At 68.4% G+C, this 25,650-nt stretch carries 26 protein-coding genes; 11 read left to right on the top strand and 15 right to left on the bottom strand.

All coding sequences use genetic code 11. The features are described from left to right. Positions 1-95: 95 nt before the first annotated feature. The 8 genes from M6D93_RS09705 to M6D93_RS09670 form a co-directional block, all read right to left on the bottom strand. Complete coding sequence (locus M6D93_RS09705; protein ID WP_249774152.1) at positions 96-674, bottom strand: TerD family protein; 579 nt, start codon at positions 672-674, stop codon at positions 96-98. A 102-nt stretch (positions 675-776) separates the two neighbouring features. Next, positions 777-1,508, bottom strand: a complete 732-nt coding sequence (locus tag M6D93_RS09700) for a TerD family protein (protein ID WP_249774151.1) — start codon at positions 1,506-1,508, stop codon at positions 777-779. Between the two features lie 32 nt (positions 1,509-1,540). Then, entirely contained in the window at positions 1,541-2,647 is a 1,107-nt protein-coding gene (locus tag M6D93_RS09695) for a DUF475 domain-containing protein (protein WP_249774150.1), read from the bottom strand. A gap of 69 nt (positions 2,648-2,716) precedes the next feature. After that, the gene (locus tag M6D93_RS09690) at positions 2,717-3,295 is read right to left on the bottom strand and encodes a TerD family protein (RefSeq protein ID WP_249774149.1); all 579 of its coding nucleotides are present in this window, start codon (positions 3,293-3,295) and stop codon (positions 2,717-2,719) included. Between the two features lie 111 nt (positions 3,296-3,406). Continuing rightward, a complete protein-coding gene (locus M6D93_RS09685) occupies positions 3,407-3,982 on the bottom strand; it encodes a TerD family protein (RefSeq protein WP_249774148.1) in 576 nt (191 codons plus the stop codon). An 80-nt stretch (positions 3,983-4,062) separates the two neighbouring features. After that, positions 4,063-5,142 (bottom strand): ATP-grasp domain-containing protein, encoded by a 1,080-nt coding sequence (locus tag M6D93_RS09680; protein ID WP_249774147.1) that lies wholly within the window; start codon positions 5,140-5,142, stop codon positions 4,063-4,065. 32 nt (positions 5,143-5,174) lie between these two features. Beyond that, the gene (locus M6D93_RS09675) at positions 5,175-6,116 is read right to left on the bottom strand and encodes a TerC/Alx family metal homeostasis membrane protein (RefSeq protein WP_249774146.1); all 942 of its coding nucleotides are present in this window, start codon (positions 6,114-6,116) and stop codon (positions 5,175-5,177) included. 183 nt (positions 6,117-6,299) lie between these two features. Continuing rightward, positions 6,300-7,496: a PucR family transcriptional regulator gene (locus M6D93_RS09670; protein WP_249774145.1), complete on the bottom strand. Its 1,197-nt coding sequence runs from the start codon at positions 7,494-7,496 to the stop codon at positions 6,300-6,302. A gap of 130 nt (positions 7,497-7,626) precedes the next feature. Between M6D93_RS09670 and M6D93_RS09665 the strand changes: the two genes are divergently transcribed. Then, positions 7,627-8,034 (top strand): VOC family protein, encoded by a 408-nt coding sequence (locus M6D93_RS09665; protein ID WP_249774144.1) that lies wholly within the window; start codon positions 7,627-7,629, stop codon positions 8,032-8,034. A gap of 75 nt (positions 8,035-8,109) precedes the next feature. After that, positions 8,110-8,298 carry a hypothetical protein gene (locus M6D93_RS09660; RefSeq protein WP_249774143.1) on the top strand — a complete coding sequence of 63 codons (189 nt, stop codon included), beginning with the start codon at positions 8,110-8,112 and terminating at the stop codon, positions 8,296-8,298. A 36-nt stretch (positions 8,299-8,334) separates the two neighbouring features. On the opposite strand, the gene M6D93_RS09655 is transcribed toward M6D93_RS09660, so the two are convergent. From M6D93_RS09655 to M6D93_RS09645, 3 genes are all read right to left on the bottom strand, one after another. Continuing rightward, on the bottom strand, positions 8,335-9,588 hold the full coding sequence (locus M6D93_RS09655; protein ID WP_249774142.1) for a sensor domain-containing phosphodiesterase: 1,254 nt from the start codon (positions 9,586-9,588) through the stop codon (positions 8,335-8,337). A 150-nt stretch (positions 9,589-9,738) separates the two neighbouring features. Further along, positions 9,739-10,758: a glycosyltransferase gene (locus M6D93_RS09650; protein ID WP_249774141.1), complete on the bottom strand. Its 1,020-nt coding sequence runs from the start codon at positions 10,756-10,758 to the stop codon at positions 9,739-9,741. Between the two features lie 39 nt (positions 10,759-10,797). Next, the gene (locus M6D93_RS09645; RefSeq protein WP_249774140.1) at positions 10,798-11,466 is read right to left on the bottom strand and encodes a TetR/AcrR family transcriptional regulator; all 669 of its coding nucleotides are present in this window, start codon (positions 11,464-11,466) and stop codon (positions 10,798-10,800) included. A 167-nt stretch (positions 11,467-11,633) separates the two neighbouring features. On the opposite strand from M6D93_RS09645, the gene M6D93_RS09640 reads away from it, so the two are divergent. Together M6D93_RS09640 and M6D93_RS09635 are read left to right on the top strand one after the other, a co-directional pair. After that, positions 11,634-13,040 (top strand): hypothetical protein, encoded by a 1,407-nt coding sequence (locus M6D93_RS09640; protein WP_249774139.1) that lies wholly within the window; start codon positions 11,634-11,636, stop codon positions 13,038-13,040. A 44-nt stretch (positions 13,041-13,084) separates the two neighbouring features. Continuing rightward, positions 13,085-13,726 (top strand): HD domain-containing protein, encoded by a 642-nt coding sequence (locus tag M6D93_RS09635; RefSeq protein WP_249774138.1) that lies wholly within the window; start codon positions 13,085-13,087, stop codon positions 13,724-13,726. Here M6D93_RS09635 and M6D93_RS09630 read toward each other — a convergent pair. The 4 genes from M6D93_RS09630 to M6D93_RS09615 form a co-directional block, all read right to left on the bottom strand. Continuing rightward, entirely contained in the window at positions 13,723-14,187 is a 465-nt protein-coding gene (locus M6D93_RS09630; protein WP_249774137.1) for a hypothetical protein, read from the bottom strand. The genes M6D93_RS09635 and M6D93_RS09630 overlap by 4 nt on opposite strands. After that, positions 14,184-15,128, bottom strand: coding sequence for an alpha/beta fold hydrolase (locus M6D93_RS09625; RefSeq protein ID WP_249774136.1), 945 nt, complete (start codon positions 15,126-15,128; stop codon positions 14,184-14,186). Before M6D93_RS09625 ends, M6D93_RS09630 begins: the two co-directional genes overlap by 4 nt. A gap of 65 nt (positions 15,129-15,193) precedes the next feature. Further along, positions 15,194-16,825: a long-chain fatty acid--CoA ligase gene (locus tag M6D93_RS09620; protein WP_347343604.1), complete on the bottom strand. Its 1,632-nt coding sequence runs from the start codon at positions 16,823-16,825 to the stop codon at positions 15,194-15,196. 131 nt (positions 16,826-16,956) lie between these two features. Then, entirely contained in the window at positions 16,957-17,736 is a 780-nt protein-coding gene (locus tag M6D93_RS09615; protein WP_249774134.1) for a lysophospholipid acyltransferase family protein, read from the bottom strand. A gap of 86 nt (positions 17,737-17,822) precedes the next feature. On the opposite strand from M6D93_RS09615, the gene M6D93_RS09610 reads away from it, so the two are divergent. The 7 genes from M6D93_RS09610 to M6D93_RS09580 all read left to right on the top strand — a co-directional run bounded on the left by M6D93_RS09610 (position 17,823) and on the right by M6D93_RS09580 (position 25,630). Beyond that, the gene (locus tag M6D93_RS09610; protein WP_249774133.1) at positions 17,823-18,707 is read left to right on the top strand and encodes an AAA family ATPase; all 885 of its coding nucleotides are present in this window, start codon (positions 17,823-17,825) and stop codon (positions 18,705-18,707) included. A 5-nt stretch (positions 18,708-18,712) separates the two neighbouring features. Continuing rightward, entirely contained in the window at positions 18,713-19,843 is a 1,131-nt protein-coding gene (locus M6D93_RS09605) for a vWA domain-containing protein (protein WP_249774132.1), read from the top strand. Then, positions 19,836-20,945: an XdhC family protein gene (locus M6D93_RS09600; protein WP_249774131.1), complete on the top strand. Its 1,110-nt coding sequence runs from the start codon at positions 19,836-19,838 to the stop codon at positions 20,943-20,945. Before M6D93_RS09605 ends, M6D93_RS09600 begins: the two co-directional genes overlap by 8 nt. 144 nt (positions 20,946-21,089) lie before the next feature. Beyond that, positions 21,090-21,581: a (2Fe-2S)-binding protein gene (locus M6D93_RS09595; RefSeq protein ID WP_249774130.1), complete on the top strand. Its 492-nt coding sequence runs from the start codon at positions 21,090-21,092 to the stop codon at positions 21,579-21,581. Continuing rightward, entirely contained in the window at positions 21,578-24,043 is a 2,466-nt protein-coding gene (locus tag M6D93_RS09590) for a xanthine dehydrogenase family protein molybdopterin-binding subunit (RefSeq protein WP_249774129.1), read from the top strand. Before M6D93_RS09595 ends, M6D93_RS09590 begins: the two co-directional genes overlap by 4 nt. Next, positions 24,040-24,888 carry an FAD binding domain-containing protein gene (locus tag M6D93_RS09585; RefSeq protein WP_249774128.1) on the top strand — a complete coding sequence of 283 codons (849 nt, stop codon included), beginning with the start codon at positions 24,040-24,042 and terminating at the stop codon, positions 24,886-24,888. Before M6D93_RS09590 ends, M6D93_RS09585 begins: the two co-directional genes overlap by 4 nt. Before the next feature lie 34 nt (positions 24,889-24,922). After that, positions 24,923-25,630 carry an SRPBCC family protein gene (locus M6D93_RS09580; protein WP_249774127.1) on the top strand — a complete coding sequence of 236 codons (708 nt, stop codon included), beginning with the start codon at positions 24,923-24,925 and terminating at the stop codon, positions 25,628-25,630. The last annotated feature ends 20 nt before the right edge of the window (positions 25,631-25,650 follow it).

The raw sequence follows: 25,650 nt of genomic DNA, 5'->3' as shown, positions 1-25,650 counted from the left end.
TGCACGCGGCCCCGCCGACAGCGAACACCGACGGCGGGTGGGGCGGCGAATTCCGGCAGCTGACACCGCCACGTCAGCGCCTGGGCCGACCGCCTTCAGAGCTGTCCGGCCAGCGCCGGCAGCAGGTCGTGGAAAGTCCGGCCCGAGGCCGGGATCCCGAGTGCGGTCATGGTCCAGCCGGTGCCGTCGCGCGACAGCTTGGCCATGATCTGGGCGGTGTGCGAGCCGGAACCGCTCAGGTCGTAACGGGCGATCTCGGCGTCGCCAGAGGTCTCGTCGATCAGCCGGCAGAAGGCGTTCTCGATCTGGGAGAAGTCCTGGCCGGTGAAGGAGTTGACGGTGAACACCAGGGTGCTCACCCTCGGGGGCACCTGGGTCAGGTCGACTCGGATCGACTCGTCATCGCCCTCGCCGGCACCCGTGCGGTTGTCCCCGGTGTGTTGCACCGAACCGTCGGTCGAGCGCAGCTGGCGAAACCAGACCTGGTCGACGAGGGATCCCGAACTGTCGAACAGCAACGCCGAGGCGTCCAGGTCGATGCTTTGCGCGCGGGATCCGAACAGTCCGCGCTTGCGCACCGCGTCCCAGCCCAGGCCCATCCGCACCTTGCTCAGGCTGCCGCCGTTGTTCTTGGTCAGCGATACCTTCTGGCCCTTGGTCAGGCTCACACTCATCGGTCGTGCCCTCTTCTCGTCTCGGTCATTGTGGTCGGCGACCGGCGCCGGTCGCCGCGGACCGCAGGTAGCAGCCGGCCGTCGGCTCGCTGCGGCGAAGGCCTACTTGCGGCCGGGCGACCAGTTCATCCCCCACCCGTAGGCGCGATCAAGCGCGGACTGGGCACCGTCGACGTAGTTGACGAGGCGGTGCACGGACACTTCGGCACCGTTGGATTCCAGCATCGCGATCGCGCAGCTGCGGACGCCGTTGCGGGTCTCGTCCAGCCGAACCTCGATCTCCGGCCCCGCGGCCGGATAAAGGGTCACCACACCCGCCGCGTCGGCCCAGTTCGGGGCGCCTTCGTAGATCAGGGCGAAGATGAGCACGCGACGGATCTGGGCCGCGTAGGCGAGGTTGACGAACAGGTTCTCACCACCGCTGTTCGCTCCGGAACGGTCATCGCCGTCCAGCCGGATGACCGGCTCGCTGACTCCTCGTGGGCTGGCGCTGAACGCACGCCCCAGCGCCTGCACCACGCCCTTGGATCCGTCGGTGAACTCGAACAGACACCCCAGGTCGAGGTCGATGGCCGGCGCGCTGCGCTTGAACAGGCCACTGGCCACCGAGCCGGACCGGGCGTTCCAGTTCAGGTTCACCCGCATGATCCCGCCGGAGCCCTGGTGCTTGGTCAGTGAAACAGTCGGCGCCGCCTTCGTCAGGGTCACCTTCGACAACGAGACGGGCGGAGCACTCGGAGTGTCGGAAGCGCTAGCTGCGGCTGACGCGCTTGCCGGGTCGGACACGGGCATGCCGGAGGGGGCCGCGGGTCGCTTGGTGTAGTCGATGGCCATGAGATGCCTTTCCGCCGGCTTCAATCACCGGCTCACACAGGGACCGATTCGATCTCGAGATCGGATACGTCGCTGCGGTTGCGTCGATTCCGCAGGACGGAGGAGAGCAGGGCCAAGCCGATGAATCCGACACCGATCAAGCCGGTGACCACTTCGGGAACCTCGTACTTAATGGTGAACAGCAAGAGAACGGCCAGCGAGCCGATTGCCCAGTGGGCGCCGTGCTCGAGGTAGACGAACTCGCTCAGGGTGCCTTTTCGGACCAGGAACACCGTCAGGGACCGGATGTACATCGCGCCGATGCCCAGACCGATCGCGATGATGATCGGGTCGGAGGTGATCGCGAAGGCGCCGATGACCCCGTCGAAGCTGAACGTCGCGTCCAGGACTTCCAGGAACAGGAACACGCCGAAGGCAGCCCGACCGGCCATACCGGCGGCGGCAGCGACCCGACGCCGGGCCGACGCTTCGGGCGCCTCGTCGGGGTCCTCCTCGTCGTCGTCTTCGAACAAGCCGCCGATGCCGTTGACCACCAGGTACACGATCAGGCCGAAGATGCCGGCGACCAGCACGCTGGACGTCTTGCTCGCCGGCGCGATGAAGTTCGCTGCGAGCACGAGCACGACGCCGGAGACCACGACCGAGATCTGGTCGAGCTTGCCGATTCGGGCGAGCGGGAGTTCGAGCCAGCTGAGCCAGGTGATCTCGCGTTCCTCGAAGATGAAGTCGAGGAACAACGTCAGCAGGAAGATCCCACCGAAGGCCGCGATCGCCGGGTGCGCGTCGTGCAGCAGGTGGGCGTACGTGCCGGGGGTGTGAACGCTGCCGCCGTTCATCGCCAGGTGGTAGGCCTTCGCCGGACTGATGTGCGCCGTCAGGCACACGATCACGACCGGGAAGAGCAGGCGCATGCCGAACACGGCGATCAGTACCCCGACCGTGAGGAACATCCGCTGCCAGAAGGCGTTGAGACGCCCGAGGTACTTGGCGTTGACGACCGCGTTGTCGAAGGAGACCGAGATCTCCAGCACGCCGAGGATCGCCGCGACGGTCAAGCCGGTGGTGCCGCCGTAGATGAAGGCGAGCACGAGCCCGACGAGGGTCACCGCGAAGGCGCCGCCGAAGGTTTTCAGCAACATCGAATTCCTCGACTCCTGTTATGCCACGCAGCCCACTCAACGGTGTTGGTGGGGGGCTGCAGCGTCGTGTCAGCCAACGTTGACTCCGAAGTCCCGGGCGATTCCGGCCAGCCCCGAGGCATAGCCCTGGCCGACGGCTCGGAACTTCCACTCGCCACCGTGGCGGTACAGTTCGCCGAAGATCATCGCGGTTTCGGCCGAGGCGTCCTCGGTCAGGTCGTAGCGCGTCAACTCGGCCCCGTCGTCCTGGTTGACGACCCGGATGAAGGCGTTGCGCACCTGGCCGAAGGATTGCCGGCGGGTCTCGGCGTCATAGATGGAGACCGGGAAGACGATCCGGGCGCAGTCGGCAGGCACCACCGAGAGATCGACCAGAATCTGCTCGTCGTCGCCCTCTCCGCTACCGGTGAGGTTGTCGCCGGTGTGCTGGACCGATCCGTCCGGGCTCTTGAGGTTGTTGAAGAACACGAAGTGCGCATCGGACAGGATCCGGCCGGCTTCGTTGACCATCAACGCGCTCGCGTCCAGGTCGAAGGCCGCCCCGCTCGTCGTGCGCTCGTCCCACCCGAGACCGACCAGGACGGCGCGCAGGTTCGGCGCCTGTTTGGTCAGAGAGACGTTGCCACCCTTGGCGAGGCTGACGGACATGCTGGATTACCTCCGTTATGTGACTGTCTAGAGCCCGAACGACGGGCGCGGCCGTCCCGTTCCTTGGAGTCGGTGAGCGCCGGCGTCGAGCCTGCCGGTGACGGCCCGGGCTCAGACGTTGACGCCGTAGTCCCGGGCGATGCCCGACAGGCCGGAAGCGTAGCCCTGCCCGATCGCGCGGAACTTCCACTCGGCACCGCTGCGGTACAGCTCGGCGAAGATCATCGCGGTTTCGGTGGAAGCGTCCTCGGACAGGTCGTAGCGAGTGATCTCGGCGCCGCCGGCCTGATTGACGACGCGGATGAAGGCATTTCGTACCTGTCCGAAGGACTGGCGACGGTTCTCCGCGTCGTAGATCGAGACGATGAACACGACCTTGTCCACCCCGGCCGGGACGGCGACCAGGTTGACCTTGAGCTGCTCGTCGTCGCCCTCGCCTTCTCCGGTGATGTTGTCTCCGGTGTGCTCGATCGCGCCGTCGGGGCTCTTGAGGTTGTTGAAGAACACGAAGTAGCTGTCGGACAGGACCTTGCCGTTGGCGTCGCAACCGATGGCCGAGGCGTCCAGATCGAAGGGCTGGCCGTCGGTGGTACGCGCGTCCCACCCGAGACCCACGGTCACCGCGGTCAGACCTGGTGCTTCCTTGGTGAGTGAGACGTTTCCACCCTTGGTGAGGCTGACTGCCACGAGATTCTCCCGTTTCATGAGGGCGCCCGCCGGTTGCGGGCGCCGGGTGATGCGTTCACCGTGCGAAGGACACCTCGATGCTAGGGCACCGGGTGTTCGGACCGGAGAGCTTTCTCAGCAGACACCGTGCCGGAGGACAGCACCGAAGAGCCCGTGGTGTAGCCGATGCCGGTGTTCGGCACCCCGAGCTGGGGTTCCAGACCGAGGGCCATCCGGACCGCCGACCAGGCGAGGTTCACCCCCGCCAGCTTGGTCTGGAACAGCCCACCCGAGATCCGGGTGTTCACCTCGAGCAGGTACGGCCGCGGCTCGGTGTCGCCCGGCGCCTGCCAATATCGGACCTGCGTGTTCGACAGGGTCGAGAGCCGGTGGGCTCCGATCAAGGTTGTCGCGATCGCGGTGGCCCGCTCGTCCTCGACGATCATCCGCCGGCGTCCGTCCTTGCTGCGCGCGACGCTGCCGACCGTCCTGCCGCCGTCGTCGGAGAGGGCGTCCACGCTCACCTCCGGCCCGGGAAGCAACGGCATGAGCAGGAGCGGCGGCACCGAGGTTCCGGCTTCGTGGGCACGGTCCAGTGCGTTCACCACCGGACCGAGGCCGACGAGTGGTTCCAACGGGCCGATCACGTCGCCGAGCAGCAGCGGCTCGTCGGTCAGCACACGAAACCCGGCGGCCCCGACACCACTGACCGGCTTCATGATCACCCGGTCCGCAGCCGTTCGCAGCCGTCCGTAGGCCTCGATCAGCGATTGACCCGTGCGCACCACGTGGAACGGCGGCACGGGCACGCCCCGGGCCTGCGCATCATGGTAGGTGGCCGCCTTGTCCTCGAAGTGCGCGATGGCCTGAGCTGAGGGCGCCAACACCGCCACACCGGCCGCGGCGAAACGATCCCGCGCGGCCGCGATGACCGCCTGTTCCACTCGAGGGACGAAAATGTCGACGCCGTGGCGGGCGGTGAAGTCCAGGGCCCACTCGATGTAGTGCTCGCCCGTGAGGTCCGGCTCGGCGAAGGCGAGGTCGGCGCGGGCCAGCACCGGCGAGTCCGGGTCCACGTGACTGGCCAGGATTCGGACCTGCCTGCGGTCCGGATTGTCGCGGAGGAGATCGAACACATGGGTTGCGGTGGCGTACGTCCGGTTGAAATAGATGCTCAGCATCGGTCGCTGCTCCCCCGCTCGTGAACTGCCCATCATGCCCGCCCGGTCGCAGGGCGCAGCAGGCTCAGCCCGACAGCGCCGGCCAGCACCGCGACGATCACGGCGAGGCTGATCACCGAACCGATCTCGGGGATGGCTGGGTGTATCACCTTGTGCCCGGCCTGCAGGGTGAGCTTCACCCCGATGAAGCCGAGGATCACGGCCAGGCCCCGCGACAGCTGGTGAAAGCGCTCCAGCAGACCGGCGAGCAGGAAGTACAACGCGCGCAGGCCGAGGATGGCGAAGGCGTTGCTGCTGTAGACGATGAAGGCATCGTCGCTGACCGCCAGCACAGCCGGCACGCTGTCTACCGCGAAGACGAGGTCAGCGGCCTCGACGGCCACGACGACCGCGAACAAGGGGGTCGCGACCCGACGACCCGCTTGCTTGATGAAGAAGCTGGTTCCCTGATAGTCATCGGCCACCGGGACGAGCTTGCCCAACACTCGGACCGCGAGGCTGGAGCCGGGATCGTAGGTCTGGTCGCCGCCCTTCAACAGGGAATACGCGCTGTAGAGCAGGACGGCGGCGAAGCCGAACAGCACCGCCGTGAACCGGCTGACGACGGCCACCCCGAGGGCCAGGAACACACCGCGGAAGAGCAGCGCGCCGACAACACCGAAGAACAGCACCCGATGCTGGTAGGCCCGAGGGACCTTGAAGTAGCCGAAGATGAGGGCGAAGACGAACAGGTTGTCCACCGACAGCGACTTCTCCAACAGCCAGGCGGTCGTGAATTCCACCCCGGCGGTGCTTCCCAGAGTCAGACCCACGACCAGGGCGAACACCAGCGAGACTCCCACCCAGACCGCACTCCAGCGGGCCGCCTCGGCGAACTCGACGACGTGCGCACGGCGGTGGGCGAGCAGATCGAGAGCGAGCATGGCCAGGACGACGGATGCGAAGACCGCCCAGGCCCAGACGGGAACGGTCATCGGAGCCTCGCGTCCTGGTCGGTGCGGTCACCGTGGTTGAGAATGCTCATCAGCCGGCCCCCCTGAGGCGCTCTGGTGCGATCGGCGGCGACCGGTCGGACGCCGTTGACTCCAGACTGCCGATCGGTCCGCGCACGCGCCGGAGCCGAACCGGGACGTGTTCGCACCAACTCCGTTGCCGGCTTACGGCAAGCTCGTGCCCATCTCGTCCTCGGGCCAGCCGAGCAGCTTGGCCCCGAGCACGGCGACGTTCAGCGCGAATTGGTCCGCCGGACGCGACAGATTCAGCCCGGTAAGGCTCTGAACACGTTCGAGCCGGTAGCTCACGGCCCGGACGGACAACTGCAGTGATCGCGCAGTAGCGGCCGTGTTCGAACCGGTGCCGAAATACGCGATCACGGTGTCCAACAGCGGGCTGGCGCCGCCACGTGCAGCTCGCAACGGACTCAGCACGCTGACCACGAGGTCGGTGATTGCTTCGCGATCGCGCAACAACACCCGGTAGACGAGCAGCTCCCGTGCTCGCACGACGGCCTCGGTGATCCCGAGCCGCGCGGTCAGGGTAAGCGCTTCGCGCGCCTCCTGATAGGAGGTCAGAACGCCATGCGGTCCGATCCCGGATCGGCCGACCGACAACTGCCAGGCACCGAGCCGGCTCCCTCGCGCGCCCCCGCGGGGCGCGCGTGGACCGAGCCGTGCGCAGACGGCGGTCACGACCTGCTCGACGGCGGCGTCGTCCGGGGCGGGAAAGACGACGACCAGTTGGCCGTCCTTCGTCGCCACCAGGGTGTCGGCGTCCCCTTTGCGCCCGAGCACCGCGCGCTCCACGATGCCGATCAGGCTTAGCCCGTCGGACAGGACCCTCTCGGCCGCGACCAGGGCCACGGCGTGCGGGCCCGTCAGGTCCAACCCGTAGCCCGTGGCACGTTCGAGCAACCCCGCGACATCGGTGCCCCCGGTCAGCAGGTCGTCGATGAATTCGCGTCGAGCTGACTCCTCGACGCGGACCAGCGTCCGGCGCGCGAGTTGATAGCCCTCGGTCAGGGCTGCGACGGCATCGTCAACCGCGTGCAGCATGACCTCACCGGCGACGACCACGGCGTCAGGGTCGCGGGCGGCGTCGACCACCGCCGGTAGCCGCCGCCACAGACGCCAGCCGGCCGAGAGGTACAGATCGAGCAATGCCCGCAGGGCCACACCTTGCCGCGCCGCGTGGCCACCGATCGCCTGATACGCCGTCATCTGCCGACGGGAGAGCGGCTTTCCGCTGGTGACTGCGTCGACGAGCGCAGGCAGGAAGTCGGCCAGCAGCTCCACGGCCACGCCTCCGGCATCGGCGGCGCCGCCGGCGGCGACCTCAGCCAGTACCTCGGCGGACACCGTTCGACGCGACCGCGTAGGACGGGGCGCTGGCACAGCAGCAACCTACCGGCTCGCGGTGCGGCGGCGGTCGCCGTGACCGAGTTTGTCGGTACGCTCTGGCGACCCCAACCCACCACAAGGAGACCCGATGGACTTCAAACTCGAGCTCGTCGTCCTGCCGGTGTCCGATGTGGATGTCGCGAAGGACTTCTACGTGCGGGCCGGTTTCCGGCTCGACGTGGACCATCGCGGCGAGAATTTCCGGGTGGTCCAGCTGACCCCGCCGGGCTCGGCGTGCTCGATCAGCCTGATGCACAATCCAGACGCCGCCGGGACGCTCAACGGTCTGCACCTGGTCGTCAGCGACATGGCCGCGGCCCGCGCCGCGCTGCAGGGCGGCGGCGTCGACGTGGGTGAGCCGTTCCATTTCACGGCCGCCGGACAGGTTCCCGGGCCCGATCCGAGCGGGGCGGACTTCGGCACCTTCGCCGCGCTGGTCGATCCTGACGGCAACAGCTTCATGTTGCAGGAGGTACCCAGCCGCGCCGGCCGCTGACCAGCCAAAAGTGTCGGAGCCTCGTGGTCTGCTGAGCGAGACGCCAGGGACGCCAGACACGCCAGGGAGGCCACGATGAGTGTCAGAACTTCGATCCACCGCAATCGGCGCGCAGCGCATGATGCGCCGGCGCGGGCGCGGGAGCGCTACGACACACACCATCCCTCGGTACGCGCCGCCGCCGCCCGCGCGGGGCTGGACGTTGCGACCTACCTTCTGCTCCGCGAGACCGAACTGCGCTGGCCCCACCCCGATTCGGGCTGAGACCGCGCCACGCGGGCGGGAATGCGGTTCGGCGGGCTAGATGAGCTGCAGGTCGCCGGTCCGCCAGGCCTGGGCCGGTTCGGGGCGTCCGTAGTAGAAACCCTGGGCGTATTCGACCTCCAGCTCGATCAGACACCGGTGCTCAGCCGGCGTCTGCACGCCTTCGGCGACCAGCATCGCGCCGATGTCACGGGCGAATCCCGCGAGCGAACGGGTCAGGGAGTGGCGGTACGGATCGGTGTCCACATCACGCGTGATGTCGATATCGAGCTTGATCACGTCGGGGCGCAACTGCAGGATGTGGCGCAGGCTCGCGAACCCGGCGCCTGCGTCGTCGACGGCAAGGGCCACCCCCGCGCCCCGCAGACGCCCGATCGCGTCGCGTACCCGATCGTAGTCGTGGATCTCGGTGTGCTCGGTGAGTTCGACGGTCAGCCCGCAACTCAACCGGCCGAGCACGGCCTCCTGCACCCGCGGCTGAACCAGTGCCTCAGCGCTGACGTTCACGGTGAGCCGGCTGTCTTCAGGCAGGTCGTGACAGTCCGAGATCGCGCGATCGATCGCCAACTGCTCCAGCTCCGATCCGAGACCGATCCGGTGCGCGGCCGCGAAGGCGTGGGCAGGGCTTGCGAAAAGGTCACCGTCGAAACGGGCCAGCGCCTCGAACGCGACGGCATGATTGTCCCGTAGCCGCACGACCGGCTGGAACACCATCCGTAGGTCCTGACTGCGCACGATCTCCCGCACAGCCGCGGCCTCGTCCGGCGCGCTGACCAGATGGCGCGGTATGCGCTCACCGTGCACGAAGCCGCTGATCAACTGCGCCATGAGTTCGAGAAAGTGGACGGAATCCTGGTTCAGGGCCGGTCGGGCGGTCCCGGCCAGACAACAGAGCATCCCCATGGGTTCGCCGCTTGCCTCTCGCAACGGCACACCGATGTAGGCACCGATCGCCTGCGCCCCGGTGATGGTCAGATCGCGGGTGAGCGGGTGCGTTCGGGCGTCCGGAATCGCGTTGGGAAGTACCTCGGACACGACCCGGACGCAGAACGTGTGCTCCAGCGGTACCACGCTGCCCGGCCGAACAGGCAGGGAGTCGGCCGCGCCGCTGATCACCCGGACGATCTGGTCGCCCGCGATGAACTGCGTCACCCAGGCCACGTCCATGTCCAGATGCACGCGCGCGGTGTGCAGCAGCCGCTCGATCTGCTCATCCAGCTCGTCCGGTCGACGAACCGAGTCGCCGGCTCCGCCGCATGTCTCGGACGTGTCGAGGGAAAGGGCGCCCAAAACCGCACCTCCGACCAAGTGTCACGCTTGTCTGAATCTGACGATCCGTGATCAGCCTGTCACTTTGTGCCCAATCCCGCATCCGGAGCGCGTGCGGCTTGGTCGGTGGCCTCCGCTGACGGACCTGCCGACTGACTCCCGCGCCCGTTCCTATGCCGCGTGCAGCGCCTGGGCAAGTTCGGCCCGGAGAGCGTCCAAGGCTTGCGAGGCAAGCACGTTGCCTCCGACGTCGGTGAGCCGCGAGATGCCCGCTGCGACGCTCGCCGCGGCCTGCAGTTCCCCGCGCTCGGCCAGTACTTGAGCGCGCAGGAAGTCGCAGTACTCGGTGTCCGCACCGCGGCTGGACAGTTGGCGAATCAAACCGGCGGCCGCGTCCAATCGATGTTGGCCCAGCGCGATCCGGGCCAGGAAGTCGGTCGCCCACAGCCAGCACCCTCCGTTGCGCACCAGGGCCCGCACGCCTTCGAAACACTCGATGGCCGCCGGGGTGCGCCCACTGCCCAGCAGGCTGCGTCCGAGATCGAGCAACGCGGCCGCATACGCCGCGGGCGGGGCACCGGCCGCTTCGAGGTCGGCCAGCTGCAACCGCGCGAGTTCGGCGTTGCGGGCGGCCTTGGCTCGTACCGTTTCTTCGTCGGGGTAGCCGTGATGCACCAGGGCCAGAACCTCGGCGGGAATCAGCCGAAACTCCGGCTCGCTCCCGGTCTCGGTGACCAGACGCTCGTGCACGCGCCCGCTCCACCGGACTGCTCCGAGCCGGCAGAGTTTCAGTTCGTGATGGCCGGCCAGCCCACGGGCGTCGGGGCCGCCTGAGTTGCCGATCGGCACGGCGAGCGCGGTCACCGTCTCGGGGAGCTGCGCCAGCGTGCTGCGCAATCCGAACGGGCCACCGGCCAGCGCGGCGACGGTTTCATCCGCATCGAGGCTGATCACCCACTCCGAACGACAGAAGCTCAGCGCAAGGTTTCGCGCCGCGGCGAAATCCTGCTGCCATGGTGCGGAGACGATCGTGGCGCCGTAGCGAGCGGCCGTCTCGACCGTGGCAGCGCGGACTCCGGTGTGGACGACCACGATCTCGTCGACGTGATCGGCAACGGAGTTCAGCGCGTTCTCGAGGCAGGCCGTCTCATCCGCCACGATGAGGCACGCGCCCAGGGTCGGGGTACTCACCTCGCCCTGATCGGCACGAGGGCAGCACAGCTGAGGGGCTCAGCCGGCGACGAGCGAGGCCAGCAGCGCCCTGACGTTTCCTTCCAGCCGGGAGGCGACCTCCTCCTCCCCGATCACCCGCTGCAGCAACGCCTGCTGGAACAGGCCGTCGAACAGGGCGTAGGCCACCGGAGGCTCAACCGTGGCGGCGCGCTCGATCAGCTCACAGTATCGACTGACAATTCGCCAGATCATGGCCAGCAGGCTGGCGTCGATCTCGGCGACGTCGGCACGGAAGGAAGGCTCGAAAAAGCTCTGGGTCCGCAGGTCGTACCAGAGCTGGTGCATCGGAGCATCGCGGCGAAGGGTGTCAGCCATCGCGCGGCCGAACCTCGAGCGGAGCTCGTCCGCGGTCCTGGACCCGGCGACGACCGCGTCGTATCGCTGCACGCAGTCGGCCTTGTACTGCCGGACACCTTCGGTGATCAGATCGACCTTGTCGGCGAAGTAGTAGTGCAGGACACCGTGAGAGAAATCGGAGTTCTGGGCGATCTCGCGCAGACTCGTGCGCGCATAGCCCAACTCGGACAGGGTTTGCAAAGCGGCGCCGGCCAGCTCAGCTCGGCGGCGGGCGAACTTGTCGACCCGCCGCGGGCCGATCGGCTCCACAGCCGGACCCGGTTCACCGTCGACCGTCTCGCGCTCGGCAGAGTTCACGGTCTGGCTCATCGGGGCTGTCCCTCCGTCCGCGTCGGCTCGTCCTACCGCCCGGTGTGGTCCGAAAGGTCCGGATCTGGTGCGCGGGCTACCGCTGGAAACCTAGCCGGTTTAGCCTGTCGGCGCAGCCTGCGGTCCGACCCGGCCCGCTCACGGGCATCGTGCGAGGAGGTCCAGGCATGGAACCAGGCACCGACACGCTGTCCAAAGCACTGCGGATCAACCTGGACCCTCGCTGGTACGGCACCATCGCCGAGATCGGCGCCGGGCAGGAAGTCGCTCGGTGGTTCTTCCGGGCCGGCGGCGCCGCCGGCACCGTGGCCAAATCGATCTCCGCCTACGACATGGCAGTCAGCGACGCGGTGTACGGCAAGTCCGACCGCTACGTCTCCAAGGGTCGCTTGCAGGCCATGCTCGATCTGGAGTTCCAGCTCAACCTCGACCGGCTCGAGGCCGAACGAGGCGACAGCAACGCCTTCTTCGCCTTCGCCGACACGGTCGTCGCGCGAAGTTACCGTGGCGGCAACGAGTGCCACGGCTGGATGGGCGTCAAGTTTCAGTCGCACGTTCACGACGAGCCCAGCCAGATCATCCTGCACGTGCGGATGCTCGACAACGAGGCGTCCCTGCAGCAGGAAGCGCTCGGGATCGTCGGGGTGAACCTGCTCCACGGCGCGTTCTTCCAGCACCACGAACCCGACGCTCTCGTCGAGAGCCTGCTGGACCGGCTGACGACCGGCCGCATCGAGATCGACATGATCGAGTTGAAGGGAATCGAGTTTCGCGGCGTGGACAACCGACTGATGGCGCTGAAGCTGGTGCAGGTCGGGCTGTCGGGCGCCGCCATGTTCAGTCCCGATCGTGACGTGCTCCAACCCAGCGAAGTCCTGCGCAAGAAGGCGATTCTGGTCGAGCGCGGCAGCTTCCGCCCGCCGACGGTCGTCAACCTGGACATGCTCGAGTCGGCCCTGGCCAAGTTCGAGGCCGAGCCCGCCGTCGCCGGGCGAGACATCCTGATGCTGACCGAACTGACGATGGCCAACCTGCTCGCCGGCGGCACCGCCATCGACCGCCGTGACTTCCTCGCCCGGGCCGATCTGCTCGCCGCGTGCGGCATGACGGTGCTCATCTCGGACTATGTCGAGTACCACCGGCTCGCCGCCTACCTCTCCTGGCGCACCGATGGACGGATCGGGATCGTCATGGGCGTGCCCAGCCTGCTCGATCTCTTCGACGAGTCCACCCATGCCCGCTTGCCCGGCGGGATCCTGGAGAGCTTCGGCCGGATGTTCAAGAACGAACTCAAGCTCTTCGTCTACCCGATGCTGCGCGAAGGAGCCGTCGTCGACATCGACAACGTGCGGGTCAGCCCCGAGCTTCAGCCGCTCTACGACTACCTCTCCGGCCGCGGCAGCTTCGTGGCGCTGGACAACTACAAGCCCGAGTACCTGCCGATCTTGAGCCGAGACGTGCTCAAACGGATCGCCTCCGGTGACACGCTGTGGGAGTCGATGGTGCCCGGCGAGGTCGCCGCGCTGATCAAGAAGCGTTCGTTCTTCGGCTACCGGCGACCCGAGGAGGACTGAGCCCGCGCCGTTCGTCACGCCACCAGCCAGGGCACAATCTCCGCATGAAGGCTGTTGAGCAGGCGTGGGTGGACGCCATCGTTGCCCTCGACGGTGACCGCCTCGTCGCGACCAGATCGGCGCGCGAGCTGACCGACCGGTACCGGGAGGCTGATCGCCACTATCACGGACTCGCGCACATCGAGCAGGTGCTGCGCGACGTACTGGACCTGGCCCACCAGACCGGGATCGGGCCCGACTCCGGTGCCGAACTCGTGCTGGCCGCGTGCGGGCACGACGTGGTCTACGACGGGCGCCCCGGCGCGGACGAGGCCGCCAGCGCCGAGTGGGCGCGCGCGGCACTGCGAATCGCCGGTGTCGGTGCCGGCTCGGTGGCGCGCGTCGGTGACCTCATCCTGGCGACTACCGATCACGATCCGGACCCGCTGGATACGGTCGCGTTGATCTTGATGGACGCCGACCTGGCCGTCCTCGCGGCCGAGGAGCCGGACTACGAGCGCTACCGGACGGCGGTGCGCCGCGAGTACGCCCACGTGAGCGATCAGCAATGGCGACAGGGCCGGGCGGCCGTCCTGCAGGGACTGCTCGCTCATGAGCGGTTGTACCGGACCCCGGTGGCTTTCCGACGCTGGGAGCAGTCCGCTCGCGCCAACGTCCGGCGCGAACTGGACGACCTGCAGCCCTAGGGCATTTCCATCGTTTCGGCCCGCTCGATCTCGGCCAGGCCCGCCTGCAGATAGCCGGGGGCGAGTGCGGCCCGGTCGCTGAGCAGGTCGGCGAGGGCCAGCAACCCCGCCGTCACCAGGACCAGCCGCGAGGACCCGGCCTGTTCGGACTCGGGATCGGACATGCCGAGTGCGGCGGTGTACGTGGCGATGAGCGCTTCGACGGCGAGCTGCGGCCACCACGCCGAGACCGACCGCACGCAGTGTTCGAGCGCCTCGCGGACATCATCGCCGGCCAGTCCATCGGGATGCAGTTCCTCCAGGGCCTGCCGCAGCGACTCGGCCAGAGCCAGGGAAACCCGTTCCAGGTCGAGGGATTCCAACTCGGTGACGGCCGCTGCGAACGCGGTCGCGTCCTGATCGTGAGCGGCGCGCACGGCCTCGGCCAGCCGCGCCAGAATCCGCTGGGGCGAACTGTTCACCGGCCTGCGCTGTCAGCCGGGGCCGGACCCGCCTCGGACAACGACACCGAATGTTCCCAGTCCGCCAGCAGAGTGCGGATCGCGGTCACGAGCGCCAACGGTTGGTCGAGCATCACCGCGTGTCCAGCGGCCGGGAACTCGATGGTGGCCGCCAGCCGTCCCAACCGGTCATACATCACATCCGTCATGGCCGAGGACAGCAGTCCGTACTCGCTGCGGAAGACCGCGACCCGGCATTCGAGCCTGGTCAGCAGCCCCGGAGACATCCCGCTTCCGCGCGTGAAGATCGCCGGGTCGAACTTCCAGCTCCACCCGTCCTCCAGCGGCCGGACGGAGTGTTCGGCGATATGTGCGGCGATGTAGGGCAGAACCACATCCTGCTCGGGCACCGGGCGCCAGCGGGCGATGACCTCGGCCTTGCTCGGATGAACCTTCAGCCGGCGGAACACGCCCCTTCGCGCAGCCTGCTCCTCAGGCGTCAGCTCCCGAACCGGTGAGTCGATGGTCATGACTCCTTCGATCGCCGACCCGTAGAGCCGGGCGGCGGTGAGGGCGACGAAGCCGCCCATGCTGTGACCCACGATCACCGGCGCTGCGCTGATGCCACCGGCGCGGGCCACCGCCATCGCCTCGTCGGCCCAGGCGGGCAACGAGTAGCTGTCCCGGCGCCCGCTGTCGCCATGGCCGGACAGGTCGACGGCCAGTACGCGGCGCCCGGAGGTCAGTAGTGGCGCGATGTGATCCCACCAGCGGGCATGGGCGGCACCACCGTGGATGAGCAGCACGCCTTCGGCGGCGGGACGTCCCCAGGCGCGGTAGTTGATGGGCACGCCGTCGACCTCGATCGAACAGACTTCGGCGGCCTTCGCGATCGCCTCGGTGAACCAGCGGGGCGGCACGGTGGGCGTCTGGCCTGCGGACGAGGTCGGGCGATCGGGCATGCGGCCATTGTGTCCGGCGCGGACGACTCGTGTCGCGACGGCCCGGGCAGAATGTGGCCGAGGCGTCAGTCGCGAAGTCGCAGGACGTCCAGCTCGCCGGCTGAGTACCTGGCCCGCAGTACCTTCTTGTCGTACTTTCCGACGGTCGTCTTGGGGACTTCGCCGATGAACGCCCAGTTCTCCGGTACCTGCCAGCGGGCCACCTTGCCTACGAGGTACTCGGCGAGGGCGGCCGAGATCGTCGCCGCGTCGGAAACGGCGGACTCTGCGAGCACTACGCAGGCCAGCGGACGCTCGGACCACTTCTGGTCGGGAATGCCGATGACGGCGGCTTCGAGGACGTCGGGGCTGCCGGCCAGCAGATTCTCCAGTTCCACCGAGGAGATCCATTCGCCTCCGGACTTGATGACGTCCTTGGAACGATCGGTGATCTGGAAGTAACCGCGATCGTCGATGGTGCCGATGTCCCCGGTCCGAAGCCAGCCGTCGTGGAACTTTCCCGGTGCCGGGTCGCGGTGGTAGGCCCCGGTGATCCATGGGCCGCGCACCTCGATCTCACCCACGGAACGACCGTCCCAGGGCAGCTCAGCGCCGCTGTCGTCGGTGATGCGCATCTCGACGCCGGCGGTGACCCGGCCGGATTTGGTCCGCCAGTCCATCTCCTCGGCCGTTCCGAGCTCGACGCCGGCCGGCGGGTGAGCCATGCCGCCGACCGGAGAGGTCTCGGTCATGCCCCAGCCCTGGATGATCCGCAGACCGTAGCGATTCTCGAACGTCTCGAGCAACGATCGCGGGGCGGCCGCACCACCGGAGGTGCCCATACGCAGCGAGGACAGGTCGATGTCGTGCTGCTGGCCGTACTGCAGGATGCCCTGCCAGATCGTCGGGACCGCGGCGGCCAGGGTCGACCGTTCGGCCCGCACGAAGGCGCAGATCGGCTCCGGCGTCATGAAAGGTCCGGGCATGTGCAAGGTCGCACCCGACATGAACGCGCCGTACGGGATACCCCAGGCGTTGACGTGAAACATCGGCACGAAAGTGAGGATCCGGTCGGCGTCGGTCGCTCCGGTCAGCGTGGCCGCCTGACCGGAGAGCGCGTGCAGGAAGGTGGATCGGTGCGAATAGACGACGCCCTTGGGGTCGCCGGTCGTCCCGGAGGTGTAGCAGATCAGCGCCGGTGATTTCTCGTCCACACTGGGCCAGTCGAACCCGGGCTCCTGTCCGGCGAGCAGTTCGTCGTAATGCAGCACCCGCATCGCTCCGAGCACAGAGACGTCGCCCGCGCCGACCACGATGACGGCCTCGACCGTGGTGAGTTCGGGCACCGCCTGGGCGAACAGCGGGAGCAGCGTGCCGTCGACGATGACCATCCGGTCCTCGGCGTGGTTGACGACGTGAGCGACCTGCGCGACAGGCAACCGGATGTTGAGCGTGTGCAGGACGGCGCCCATACCGGGCACCGCGTAGTAGGCCTCGAGGTGTTCCTGGTTGTTCCAGCAGAACGTGCCGATCCGATCACCGGTTTCGATCCCGAGGGCCGTCAGCGCCGCCGCCAAGCGCTCGGCATTGCGGGCGATCTCGGCGTAGCTTGTGTGCCGGGCGCGGTTACCGAGCCAGGTCACGCACTCGCTGCGGCCGTTGACCGTCGAGCCGTGCCGCAGGATCGCCGGAATGGTCAGCTGGAAGTCGTCCTGCATCGTGCTGGCGATGGTCGTGGTGCTGGTCAACGCGGTCCTCCGGAGGGTGGTCGAGGCTGCGCCCGACCGTACCCGCCGGTAACCGCCCAGCAAAGGATGAGGACCATCCCACCGGCCGATGCCCCGTCGGCCTAGGCTCCGGTGGACGTACCGTTCTCGCGGGCGGCCCTACGGGCTGCGCGGGCCGCCGCCTCGGCGGCATCGAGTACCTCGGCCTCCTGAGGAGTCGGCGCGGTTCCCCCCAGTCGGGCCGGCAGGAACTTCAGCTCCTCGCCCGTGAGCGGCGGATACTCCGCCTGCGCAGCGTGCAGGAGCTCGGTCATCCGGGTGATCAGCTGCTTGGTGGCCAGCTCCGCGTCGTCGCGACGGCCGACCGTGATCGGCTCCCCCACACTGAGGATGATCGGAATGTTGCTGCGTCCGAGACGCTTGGGGTGGTCTTTGGTCCACACCCGCTGAGATCCCCAGATCACGGTCGGCAGGATCGGCACGCCGGCCAACGCCGCCATCCGCACCGTTCCGGACTTGAACTCCTTGAGCTCGAACGAGCGGGAGATCGTGGCCTCGGGGAACACGCCGACGATCTCCCCGGCCTTGAGTACGGTGACCGCCTCCCGGAACGAGCTCGCGCCCGCGTTGCGGTCCACGGGGATGTGGTGCATGCCGCGCATCAGCGGGCCGGAGATCCGGTGCCGGAACACCTCGTCCTTGGCCATGAACCGCACCAGCCGTCCCGAGGGACGTGCCGCGAGTCCGGCATAGGTGAAGTCCATGTAGCCGGTGTGGTTGATCGCCATGACCGCACCGCCGCTCCTCGGAACGTTCTCGGCGCCGTGGATCGTGAACTTCAGGCCCTCGATCGCGAAGACGGCGCGAGCAATGCTGACGACGGAGGAATAGACCGGTTCCATGGCGCATACCGTACGGCTTCGTGATGGACGCGGCCCTCCCCCGTGTGTCGGTGGCGTGCAACCGAGGCACCGGTCATGCTGATGCGATGGATCTTGTGTCGCCTGAGGTGATCGACCCGGCCACGCTGCGTGCCGGGCTCGATGCCCACGACTACCTCGCCGACGACGGGCTGGCCACTGCCGCGTACCTGGCGCTGCGGATGCATCGGCCGCTGTTCCTCGAAGGCGATGCGGGCGTGGGCAAGACGAGTCTGGCCGCAGCACTCGCCGCCACGCTGAACCGGCGGCTGATCCGGCTGCAGTGCTATGAGGGCATCGACGTCTCCCAGGCCTTGTACGACTGGGACTTCCCGCGCCAGATCCTGCACCTGCGGGCTGCCGAGGCCGGCGGCATCAGCGATCCGCAGGACCTCGAACGCTCCCTCTACGACCGGCGGTTCCTGCTCGCGCGCCCGATCCTGCAGGCGATCGAGGAGCCCGGGTGCGTACTGCTGATCGACGAGATCGACCGCGCCGACGACGAGTTCGAGGCGTTCCTGTTGGAGGTACTGGCCGAGCACTCGGTGACCATTCCCGAGATCGGCACGATCGTGGCCGAGGAGCCGCCGCTGGTCGTGCTGACCTCGAACCGGACCCGGGAGGTCCACGACGCGCTCAAACGCCGGTGCCTGTATCACTGGCTGGCGCATCCACGTTTCGAGCAGGAGGTGGCGATTCTGCGGCGCCGCCTACCCGAAGCCAGTGAGCAGCTGACGAGCGAGGTGGCGGCGGCGGTCGCTCGCATGCGTGAGCTGGATCTGCTCAAACCTCCAGGAGTCGCCGAGTCCCTGGACTGGACCCATGCGTTGCATCTGCTCGGGGCCCGGACGCTGGATCCTGAGCGGGCGGCGATCACGCTCGGGGCCGTCCTGAAGTACGCCGAGGATGCCAGCCGGATCCGTGAGACCGTGCTGGCGCAACTGGCCGGCTGAGCCCGATGACACCTGATCCGCCGCTCGTGCTGCGCAGGGACGTGGTGGAGGTGTTACTCACCTTCGCCCGGACGCTGCGCGCAGCCGGCGTTTCGGCGAGCCAGGAGCGGGTCCAGGCCATGATCCGGGCCGTGTCCGAGCTGGACGTGCTCGATCCGGGCGATACCTACTGGGCCGGCCGGCTCACCTTGTGCGGCGGGCCCGATGACATCGACCGCTACGACGCGGCCTTCGCCCTGTTCTTCGGTGACCGGGAGGCCGGCAGTGCCCGGCGGCAGCGCGCGGTCGCGACCGTCGGTCGGCCGGCGCCCTTCGAGCTGGACACCTCCGCCGTCGGCGCCGACACCGACGAGAGCGACACCGTGGCCTCGAGAGCCAGCCGCCGGGAGGTTCTTCGATCCCGTGACCTGGCCGAGCTCAGCCCCGGGGAACGGGAGGAACTGCGCCGCCTCTTCGGCCTGCTCGCGCCACGGGTTGCCCGACGCCGGTCGCGACGCCAGGCTCCGGCTTCACGGGGCGGGGTTGATCGAGCAGCCACGGTGCGACGGCTACTGAGCAACGGAGGCGAGCCGGGTCCGCTCGCGCATCGACGGCATCGCACCCGCCCTCGCCGCCTGATCCTGCTCATCGATGTGAGCGGTTCGATGACGCCCTACGCCGACCCACTGCTGCGGTTCGGGCACGCCGCCATCCGGGTAGCCCCGGCGAGCACCGAGGTGTTCACCCTCGGGACCCGGCTGACCCGGATCAGCCGGCCGCTGCGCCGCCGCGACCCCGATGAGGCGCTGCGCGCCGCCGGGCTGACCGTCCCTGACTGGAGTGGCGGCACGCGTCTGGGCGACACGCTCAAAGCCTTTCTGGATCGCTGGGGCCAGCGGGGCATGGCGCGCGGGGCGGTCGTCGTGCTCTGCTCCGACGGGTGGGAACGGGGCGACCCGGCTGAGCTGCAGCGCCAACTTGCCCGCCTCGAACGCTTGGCGCATACCGTGGTCTGGGTGAACCCCCACAAGGGCAAGGACGGCTTCGCTCCGGTGACGGCAGGCATGCAGGCGGCGCTGCCGCACCTCGACGTTCTGGTCGCCGGACACACCTTCGCAGCGTTGGAGGAACTGGTCGAGGTGATCGCCCATGCGTGACGTACTGGACGAGCTGTTGCTGGCGTGGAAGTCCGGAACCCCGGCCGCGTTGGCCACCGTGGTTCAGACCTGGAGTTCGGCGCCTCGGCAGCCCGGGGCGTCGATGCTGGTCGACGGCGAGGGCACCGCGAGCGGCAGCGTGTCGGGCGGCTGCGTAGAGGGCGCCGTGTACGAACTGGGCACCGAAGTCCGGGAGAGCGGGCAGCCGGTGCTGCAGCGCTACGGCGTCAGCGACGACGATGCGTTCGCGGTGGGGCTGACGTGCGGCGGCGTGATCGACATCTTCGTGGAGCAGGTCTCCGTGCAGGCCTTTCCCGAGTTGGCCGAGATCGCCGAGGACATCGCCTCCGGACGTCCGGTCGCCGTGGCCACGATCGTCGACGCGCCGGCCCCCTTGCGTGGACGGCGTTTGATCGTGCGAGCAGATTCGGTCTCGGGGAGCCTGGGGTCGGATCGGCTCGACGACGCGGTCCGCGACGATGCGCGCGGGCTGCTGGATCAGGGCCGGACGTCGCTGCTTCGGCTGGGTACCGAGGGCGAGCGGCGGGTGGACACGATCGGGGTGTTCGTCGCCTGCTATGCCCCCCGTCCCCGGATGATCGTCTTCGGAGCGATCGATTTCGCCGCCGCGGTGGCCCGGATGGGATCGTTCCTGGGCTACCGGGTCACGGTGTGCGACGCCCGGCCGGTCTTCGCCACCGGGCGGCGTTTTCCGCAGGCGGACGAGGTCGTCGTGGCGTGGCCGCATCGCTATCTCGCCGATACCGAGGTGGACGAGCGGACCGTCGTCTGCGTGCTCACCCACGACCCGAAGTTCGACGTGCCGCTGCTGGAACTGGCGCTGCGGATGCCCCTGGCCTACGTCGGGGCGATGGGATCGCGGCGCACGAACGACGACCGACTCGCCCAGCTGCGTGATCGGGGACTGAGCGAGGACGAGCTGTCCCGGCTGCACGCTCCGATAGGACTCGACATCGGCGCCCGCACGCCCGAGGAGACCGCGATGTCGATCGCTGCTGAGATCATCGCCGAGAAGTGGGGTGGAACAGGTTCTGAGTTGCGGCGCATCTCCGGCCCTATCCACCGCGAACGAGCTCTCTGAGCCCGAAGGACTCCGCATCCGCGGTACTCGCTGCGTGCCGTGAATCTCGGCGCTTCGCGACCGGTCCTGTGAAGATCTTGCGCTGCGCGGGAATCGGCAGTTGTCTGTGATGCACAACACAAGATCGCCGAGCCAGGAGGACCCATGCCACGGGTGAACGTGACGGTCGACGGAGTGGAGTACAGCGACGAGGTAGAGCCCAGAACCCTGCTCGTGCACCACCTGCGAGAACGGCTCGGCAAGGTCGGCACGGTGGTCGGCTGCGACACCAGCAACTGCGGTGCCTGCACCGTGTTGCTCGACGGCCGCAGTGTGAAGAGTTGCTCGGTTTTGGCGATCCAGGCCGATGGACGTTCTGTGACCACGATCGAGGGACTCGCCGCCGCCGATGGCACCCTGCATCCGGTCCAGCAGGCCTTTCACGAAGCGCACGCGCTGCAGTGCGGATTCTGTACGCCGGGAATGATCCTGGCCGCCTGCGACCTGCTCCGCGAGAACCCTGCGCCGTCCGAGGCCGAGGTGCGCGAGGGCCTGGAGGGCAACCTCTGCCGCTGCACGGGCTACCAGAACATCGTCACTGCCGTCCAAGCCGCGGCCGCCACCGCCGCCGGCCTGACCAGCGCAGCGCCGGCATGACGGCCCTCAGCGAGCGTCCGGTCACTTCCGAGATCGGAAATCCCCGGCGCCGTAAGGAAGATGCCCACCTGTTGACCGGGCGCACGACGTGGACGGACAACCTCACACTGCCCGGAATGCTGCACCTGGCCATCCTGCGCAGCCCGATGGCACACGCCCGGATCAGCGCTGTCGACGTCTCCGCCGCGCGGGGTCGGCCCGGCGTGATCGCGGCCTTCTCCGGAGCCGATTTCGCCGACGTCCAAGGCACGATCCCCTGCGCGTGGCCGGTCACGCCCGACATGGTCAACCCGGGCCATCCGAGCATCGCCGTCGACACGGTCAACCACGTGGGCGAAGCCGTCGCCATCGTGGTCGCCCGCGACAAGAGCTCGGCCCAGGATGCTCTGGAGGCCATCGAGATCGACTACGAGCCGTTGCCCGTGGTGTTGGACATGGAGCAGGCGCTGGCCGAGGGTGCCGACCGGGTACACGCGCACACCGAATCGAACAAGTCCTACACGTGGACCTTCGAGTCAGGTGCGGCCGGCACCGGGCAACCGATCGAGGACGTCCTGGCCGCGGCCGAGGTGACGGTTCGCAGGCGCTTCGTCCAGCAGCGACTCATCCCGGCGTTCATGGAACCTCGCTCCACCGTCGTCCAGCCCGTCGGGGACGGTTTCACCATGTGGTCGGCCACGCAGATCCCTCACATTCTGCGGACGATGCTCGCCCTCACCCTCGGAATCGCCGAACACAAGATCCGCGTGATCGCGCCGGACGTCGGTGGGGGCTTCGGCGGCAAGCTGCAGGTGACACCGGAGGAAGTGCTGTGCACGCTGGTGGCTCGCCGCCTGGGCAAGCCGGTGAAGTACACCGAGTCGCGCTCGGAATCGCTGATGAGCGCCCACCACGGCCGCGACCAGCTGCAGGACATCACCATCACGGCAACCCGGGACGGACGGGTCACCGGACTCGACGTCCACCTGCTCGCCGACATGGGGGCCTACCTGCGCCTGGTCTCCCCCGGCGTGCCGGTCCTCGGCGCGTTCATGTTCAACAGCATCTACAAGTTCGACGCCTATCGCTTCGTCTGCGACGGGGTGTTCACGAACAAGACCCCGACCGACGCCTACCGCGGCGCCGGCCGTCCCGAGGCGACCTTCGCCATCGAGCGGATCATGGACGAACTCGCCGACGAGCTGGGCATGGACCCGATGCAGCTGCGCCGCAGGAACTGGATCACTCACGAGGAGTTCCCCTACACGACCGTCGCGGGCCTGACCTACGACAGTGGCAACTACGAGGCCGCCACCGCGCGAGCGCAGGAGATGTTCGGCTGGGACGCGTTACGAGCCGAGCAGGCGACGCGGCGCGAGCGCAAGGACGTGGTCCAGCTGGGGCTCGGCATCTCCACGTTCACCGAGATGTGCGGGCTCGCTCCCTCACGGGTGCTCGGTGCGCTCGATTACGCCGCCGGCGGCTGGGAGAACGCCGCCATCCGGGTCCTGGCCACCGGAAAGGTCGAGGTGGTAACCGGGTCCAGCGCCCACGGCCAGGGCCACGAGACGGCCTGGTCCCAGATCGTCGCCGACCAGCTGGGCGTGCCGTTCGAGGACGTCGAGGTGATCCACGGCGACACCCAGTCCTCGCCGAAGGGGATGGACACCTACGGATCCCGCTCCCTCGTGGTCGGCGGCATCGCCATCGTCAAGGCCAGCGCGAAGGTGGTGGAGAAGGCGAAGGTGATCGCGGCGCACATGTTGGAAGCCGATCCCGGGGACATCGAATTCCGGGAGGGCACGTTCAGCGTCAAGGGCTCCCCCGGCAGCGCAAAGACGATCCAGGACGTGGCCTTCGCCGCCTTCGCCGCTCACGACCTGCCTGAGGGCATCGAGCCGAGCCTCGACGCGGACGCGACCTATGACCCGGAGAACTTCTCCTTCCCGCACGGGACGCACCTGTGTGCCATCGAGGTGGACACCGAAACCGGGCGGGCGAGCATCCGCAAGTACGTGTGCGTCGACGACATCGGCGAGGTCATCAACCCGCTCATCGTGGAGGGGCAGGTCCACGGCGGACTGGCCCAGGGAATCGCCCAGGCGCTGTACGAAGAGGCTGTCTACGACGCCGATGGCAACCTCACCACGGGCTCGCTGGTCGACTATCTGCTGCCCTCGGCGGCCGACCTGCCCCACTTCGACACCGACCGGACCGTCAGTGCCTCGACCACCAATCCGCTCGGGGTCAAGGGCGTCGGCGAGGCCGGCACCATCGCCTCGACTCCGGCCGTGGTCAACGCGATCGTCGACGCGTTGCGGCCGTGGGGCGTCCATGACGTCCAGATGCCCTGCACGCCCGAACGAATCTGGCGCGCACTCAGTAGCGGACAGGAGCACTCGGCCCGCTCGGCCGCCGGCACCATCGCCTACGGCGGCGAATCCACCTCGAGCTCGGACGGCTCGGAAGGAGACCAACTGTGATCCCCGCGGCGTTCGACTACGTCCGGCCGACGACTATCGGTGAGGCCACCCGTGTCCTGGCCGAGGGCGGCGAGGACGCCAAGCTCCTCGCCGGCGGCCAGTCACTGTTGCCGATCCTGCGCCTTCGACTGGCCTACCCCGAACTTCTGGTCGACCTCGGCGGCATCGACGACCTGCGCGGCGTCCGGGAGGACGGCGACGACATCGTCATCGGGTCCATGACCACTCACGACGACATCCTGCACGACGCGCTGGTCCGCCAGCACGCCCCGTTGCTCGCGCAGGCGACCAAGACCGTCGCCGATCCGCAGGTGCGCCATCTCGGCACGTTCGGCGGATCGCTGTCCCACGCCGATCCGGCCGGGGACCTGCCGACGGTGGCCCTGACGCTCGACGCCCGACTCGTCGTCGAAGGCCCCGCCGGGCAGAGGGTGATCGAAGCCAGCGACTTCTTCCTCGACTATCTGACCACCGCTCTGGGACCCGACGAGATCCTGACGGCGATCCGGATCCCGAAGCTGGGTTCGGAGTGGAGCACCCACTACGAGAAGTTCAATCGGGTAGCGCAGGCCTGGTCGATCGTCAGCGTCGCGGCCGTGGTCCGGCGCTCTGGCGGTGCGATCAGCGAAGCGCGGATCGGGCTGACGAACATGGGCAGCACGCCGTTGCGGGCCCGCGCGGTGGAGCAGGCCCTGGTCGGGGCGAGCACCGACGGCGAGATCGCGGCGGCCAGCGCGCACGCGGTGCACGGCACAGCAGCGCCGAGCGACCTCGCCGGAGCGGCCGACTACCGCGAGCACCTCGCGGCCGTGCTCACGCGCCGCGCCGTACAGGCCACGGCCTGAATTCACGTCGAGCCGGACCGAGCGAGGAGCAGCCGTGCAGCTTGAGCATGCCTTCACCGTGCCCGTCCCACCCGCAGAGGCATGGACGGCCCTGATGGACATCGAGCGGGTGGCCGGCTGTATGCCCGGCGCGGTACTCGAGTCGGTCGACGGTGACGAGTTCACCGGGTCGGTGAAGGTGCGCCTGGGCCCGATCGGGCTGACGTACAAGGGCAAGGCGTCCTTCACCGAGAAGGACGAGCGGGGCCGCCGGGCCGTCATCGTCGCGCAGGGCCGCGACGCCCGCGGTAACGGCACCGCCTCGGCAACAGTGACTGCGACGTTGCTCGATCAGGACGGCGGCGGCACCCGCGTCACGGTAGCCACCGATCTCAACATCACCGGCAAACCGGCGCAGTTCGGTCGCGGGGTCATGGCCGACGTCGGCAACAAGCTGATCGGCCAGTTCGCCGACTGCCTCGCCGACAAGCTGGGATCGGGACCGGCCTCCGACGGTGGCGCCGAACAGCCGGTGCCCGGTGCGACGTCGACGGAACCGCAGAGCTCCGCCACGTCGACGGAGCCGGCGGCGGTCCCACCTGCGAGGACCCCGGTAGCCACAGCGCCCTGGAATTCCGCGGCCGAGCCGGCCCCGATCGACCTGCTCGCCTCAGCCGGTCCCGCGCTGGCCAAACGACTGCTCCCGCTCGCGATCCCGGTCCTGGCGCTGGTCTGGTGGATCGTGCGCCGTCACCGCGGCTGAGCACCGATTCCCCGTACGCT

It is taken from the genome of Jatrophihabitans telluris (assembly GCF_023516435.1).
GTDB lineage: Bacteria > Actinomycetota > Actinomycetes > Mycobacteriales > Jatrophihabitantaceae > Jatrophihabitans_A > Jatrophihabitans_A telluris.
Note: the sequence above shows the minus strand (reverse complement) of the source record. Positions and strands in the feature narration are given on the sequence as shown.

What these genes read in the sequence shown, in the direction of transcription:
- M6D93_RS09705 (WP_249774152.1), bottom strand. Translation starts at nt 674, where the DNA reads ATGAGTGTGAGCCTGACCAAGGGCCAGAAGGTATCGCTGACCAAGAAC.
- M6D93_RS09700 (WP_249774151.1), bottom strand. Translation starts at nt 1,508, where the DNA reads ATGGCCATCGACTACACCAAGCGACCCGCGGCCCCCTCCGGCATGCCC.
- M6D93_RS09695 (WP_249774150.1), bottom strand. Translation starts at nt 2,647, where the DNA reads ATGTTGCTGAAAACCTTCGGCGGCGCCTTCGCGGTGACCCTCGTCGGG.
- M6D93_RS09690 (WP_249774149.1), bottom strand. Translation starts at nt 3,295, where the DNA reads ATGTCCGTCAGCCTCGCCAAGGGTGGCAACGTCTCTCTGACCAAACAG.
- M6D93_RS09680 (WP_249774147.1), bottom strand. Translation starts at nt 5,142, where the DNA reads ATGCTGAGCATCTATTTCAACCGGACGTACGCCACCGCAACCCATGTG.
- M6D93_RS09675 (WP_249774146.1), bottom strand. Translation starts at nt 6,116, where the DNA reads ATGACCGTTCCCGTCTGGGCCTGGGCGGTCTTCGCATCCGTCGTCCTG.
- M6D93_RS09665 (WP_249774144.1), top strand. Translation starts at nt 7,627, where the DNA reads ATGGACTTCAAACTCGAGCTCGTCGTCCTGCCGGTGTCCGATGTGGAT.
- M6D93_RS09660 (WP_249774143.1), top strand. Translation starts at nt 8,110, where the DNA reads ATGAGTGTCAGAACTTCGATCCACCGCAATCGGCGCGCAGCGCATGAT.
- M6D93_RS09645 (WP_249774140.1), bottom strand. Translation starts at nt 11,466, where the DNA reads ATGAGCCAGACCGTGAACTCTGCCGAGCGCGAGACGGTCGACGGTGAA.
- M6D93_RS09640 (WP_249774139.1), top strand. Translation starts at nt 11,634, where the DNA reads ATGGAACCAGGCACCGACACGCTGTCCAAAGCACTGCGGATCAACCTG.
- M6D93_RS09635 (WP_249774138.1), top strand. Translation starts at nt 13,085, where the DNA reads ATGAAGGCTGTTGAGCAGGCGTGGGTGGACGCCATCGTTGCCCTCGAC.
- M6D93_RS09625 (WP_249774136.1), bottom strand. Translation starts at nt 15,128, where the DNA reads ATGCCCGATCGCCCGACCTCGTCCGCAGGCCAGACGCCCACCGTGCCG.
- M6D93_RS09620 (WP_347343604.1), bottom strand. Translation starts at nt 16,825, where the DNA reads ATGCAGGACGACTTCCAGCTGACCATTCCGGCGATCCTGCGGCACGGC.
- M6D93_RS09615 (WP_249774134.1), bottom strand. Translation starts at nt 17,736, where the DNA reads ATGGAACCGGTCTATTCCTCCGTCGTCAGCATTGCTCGCGCCGTCTTC.
- M6D93_RS09610 (WP_249774133.1), top strand. Translation starts at nt 17,823, where the DNA reads ATGGATCTTGTGTCGCCTGAGGTGATCGACCCGGCCACGCTGCGTGCC.
- M6D93_RS09605 (WP_249774132.1), top strand. Translation starts at nt 18,713, where the DNA reads ATGACACCTGATCCGCCGCTCGTGCTGCGCAGGGACGTGGTGGAGGTG.
- M6D93_RS09600 (WP_249774131.1), top strand. Translation starts at nt 19,836, where the DNA reads ATGCGTGACGTACTGGACGAGCTGTTGCTGGCGTGGAAGTCCGGAACC.
- M6D93_RS09595 (WP_249774130.1), top strand. Translation starts at nt 21,090, where the DNA reads ATGCCACGGGTGAACGTGACGGTCGACGGAGTGGAGTACAGCGACGAG.
- M6D93_RS09590 (WP_249774129.1), top strand. Translation starts at nt 21,578, where the DNA reads ATGACGGCCCTCAGCGAGCGTCCGGTCACTTCCGAGATCGGAAATCCC.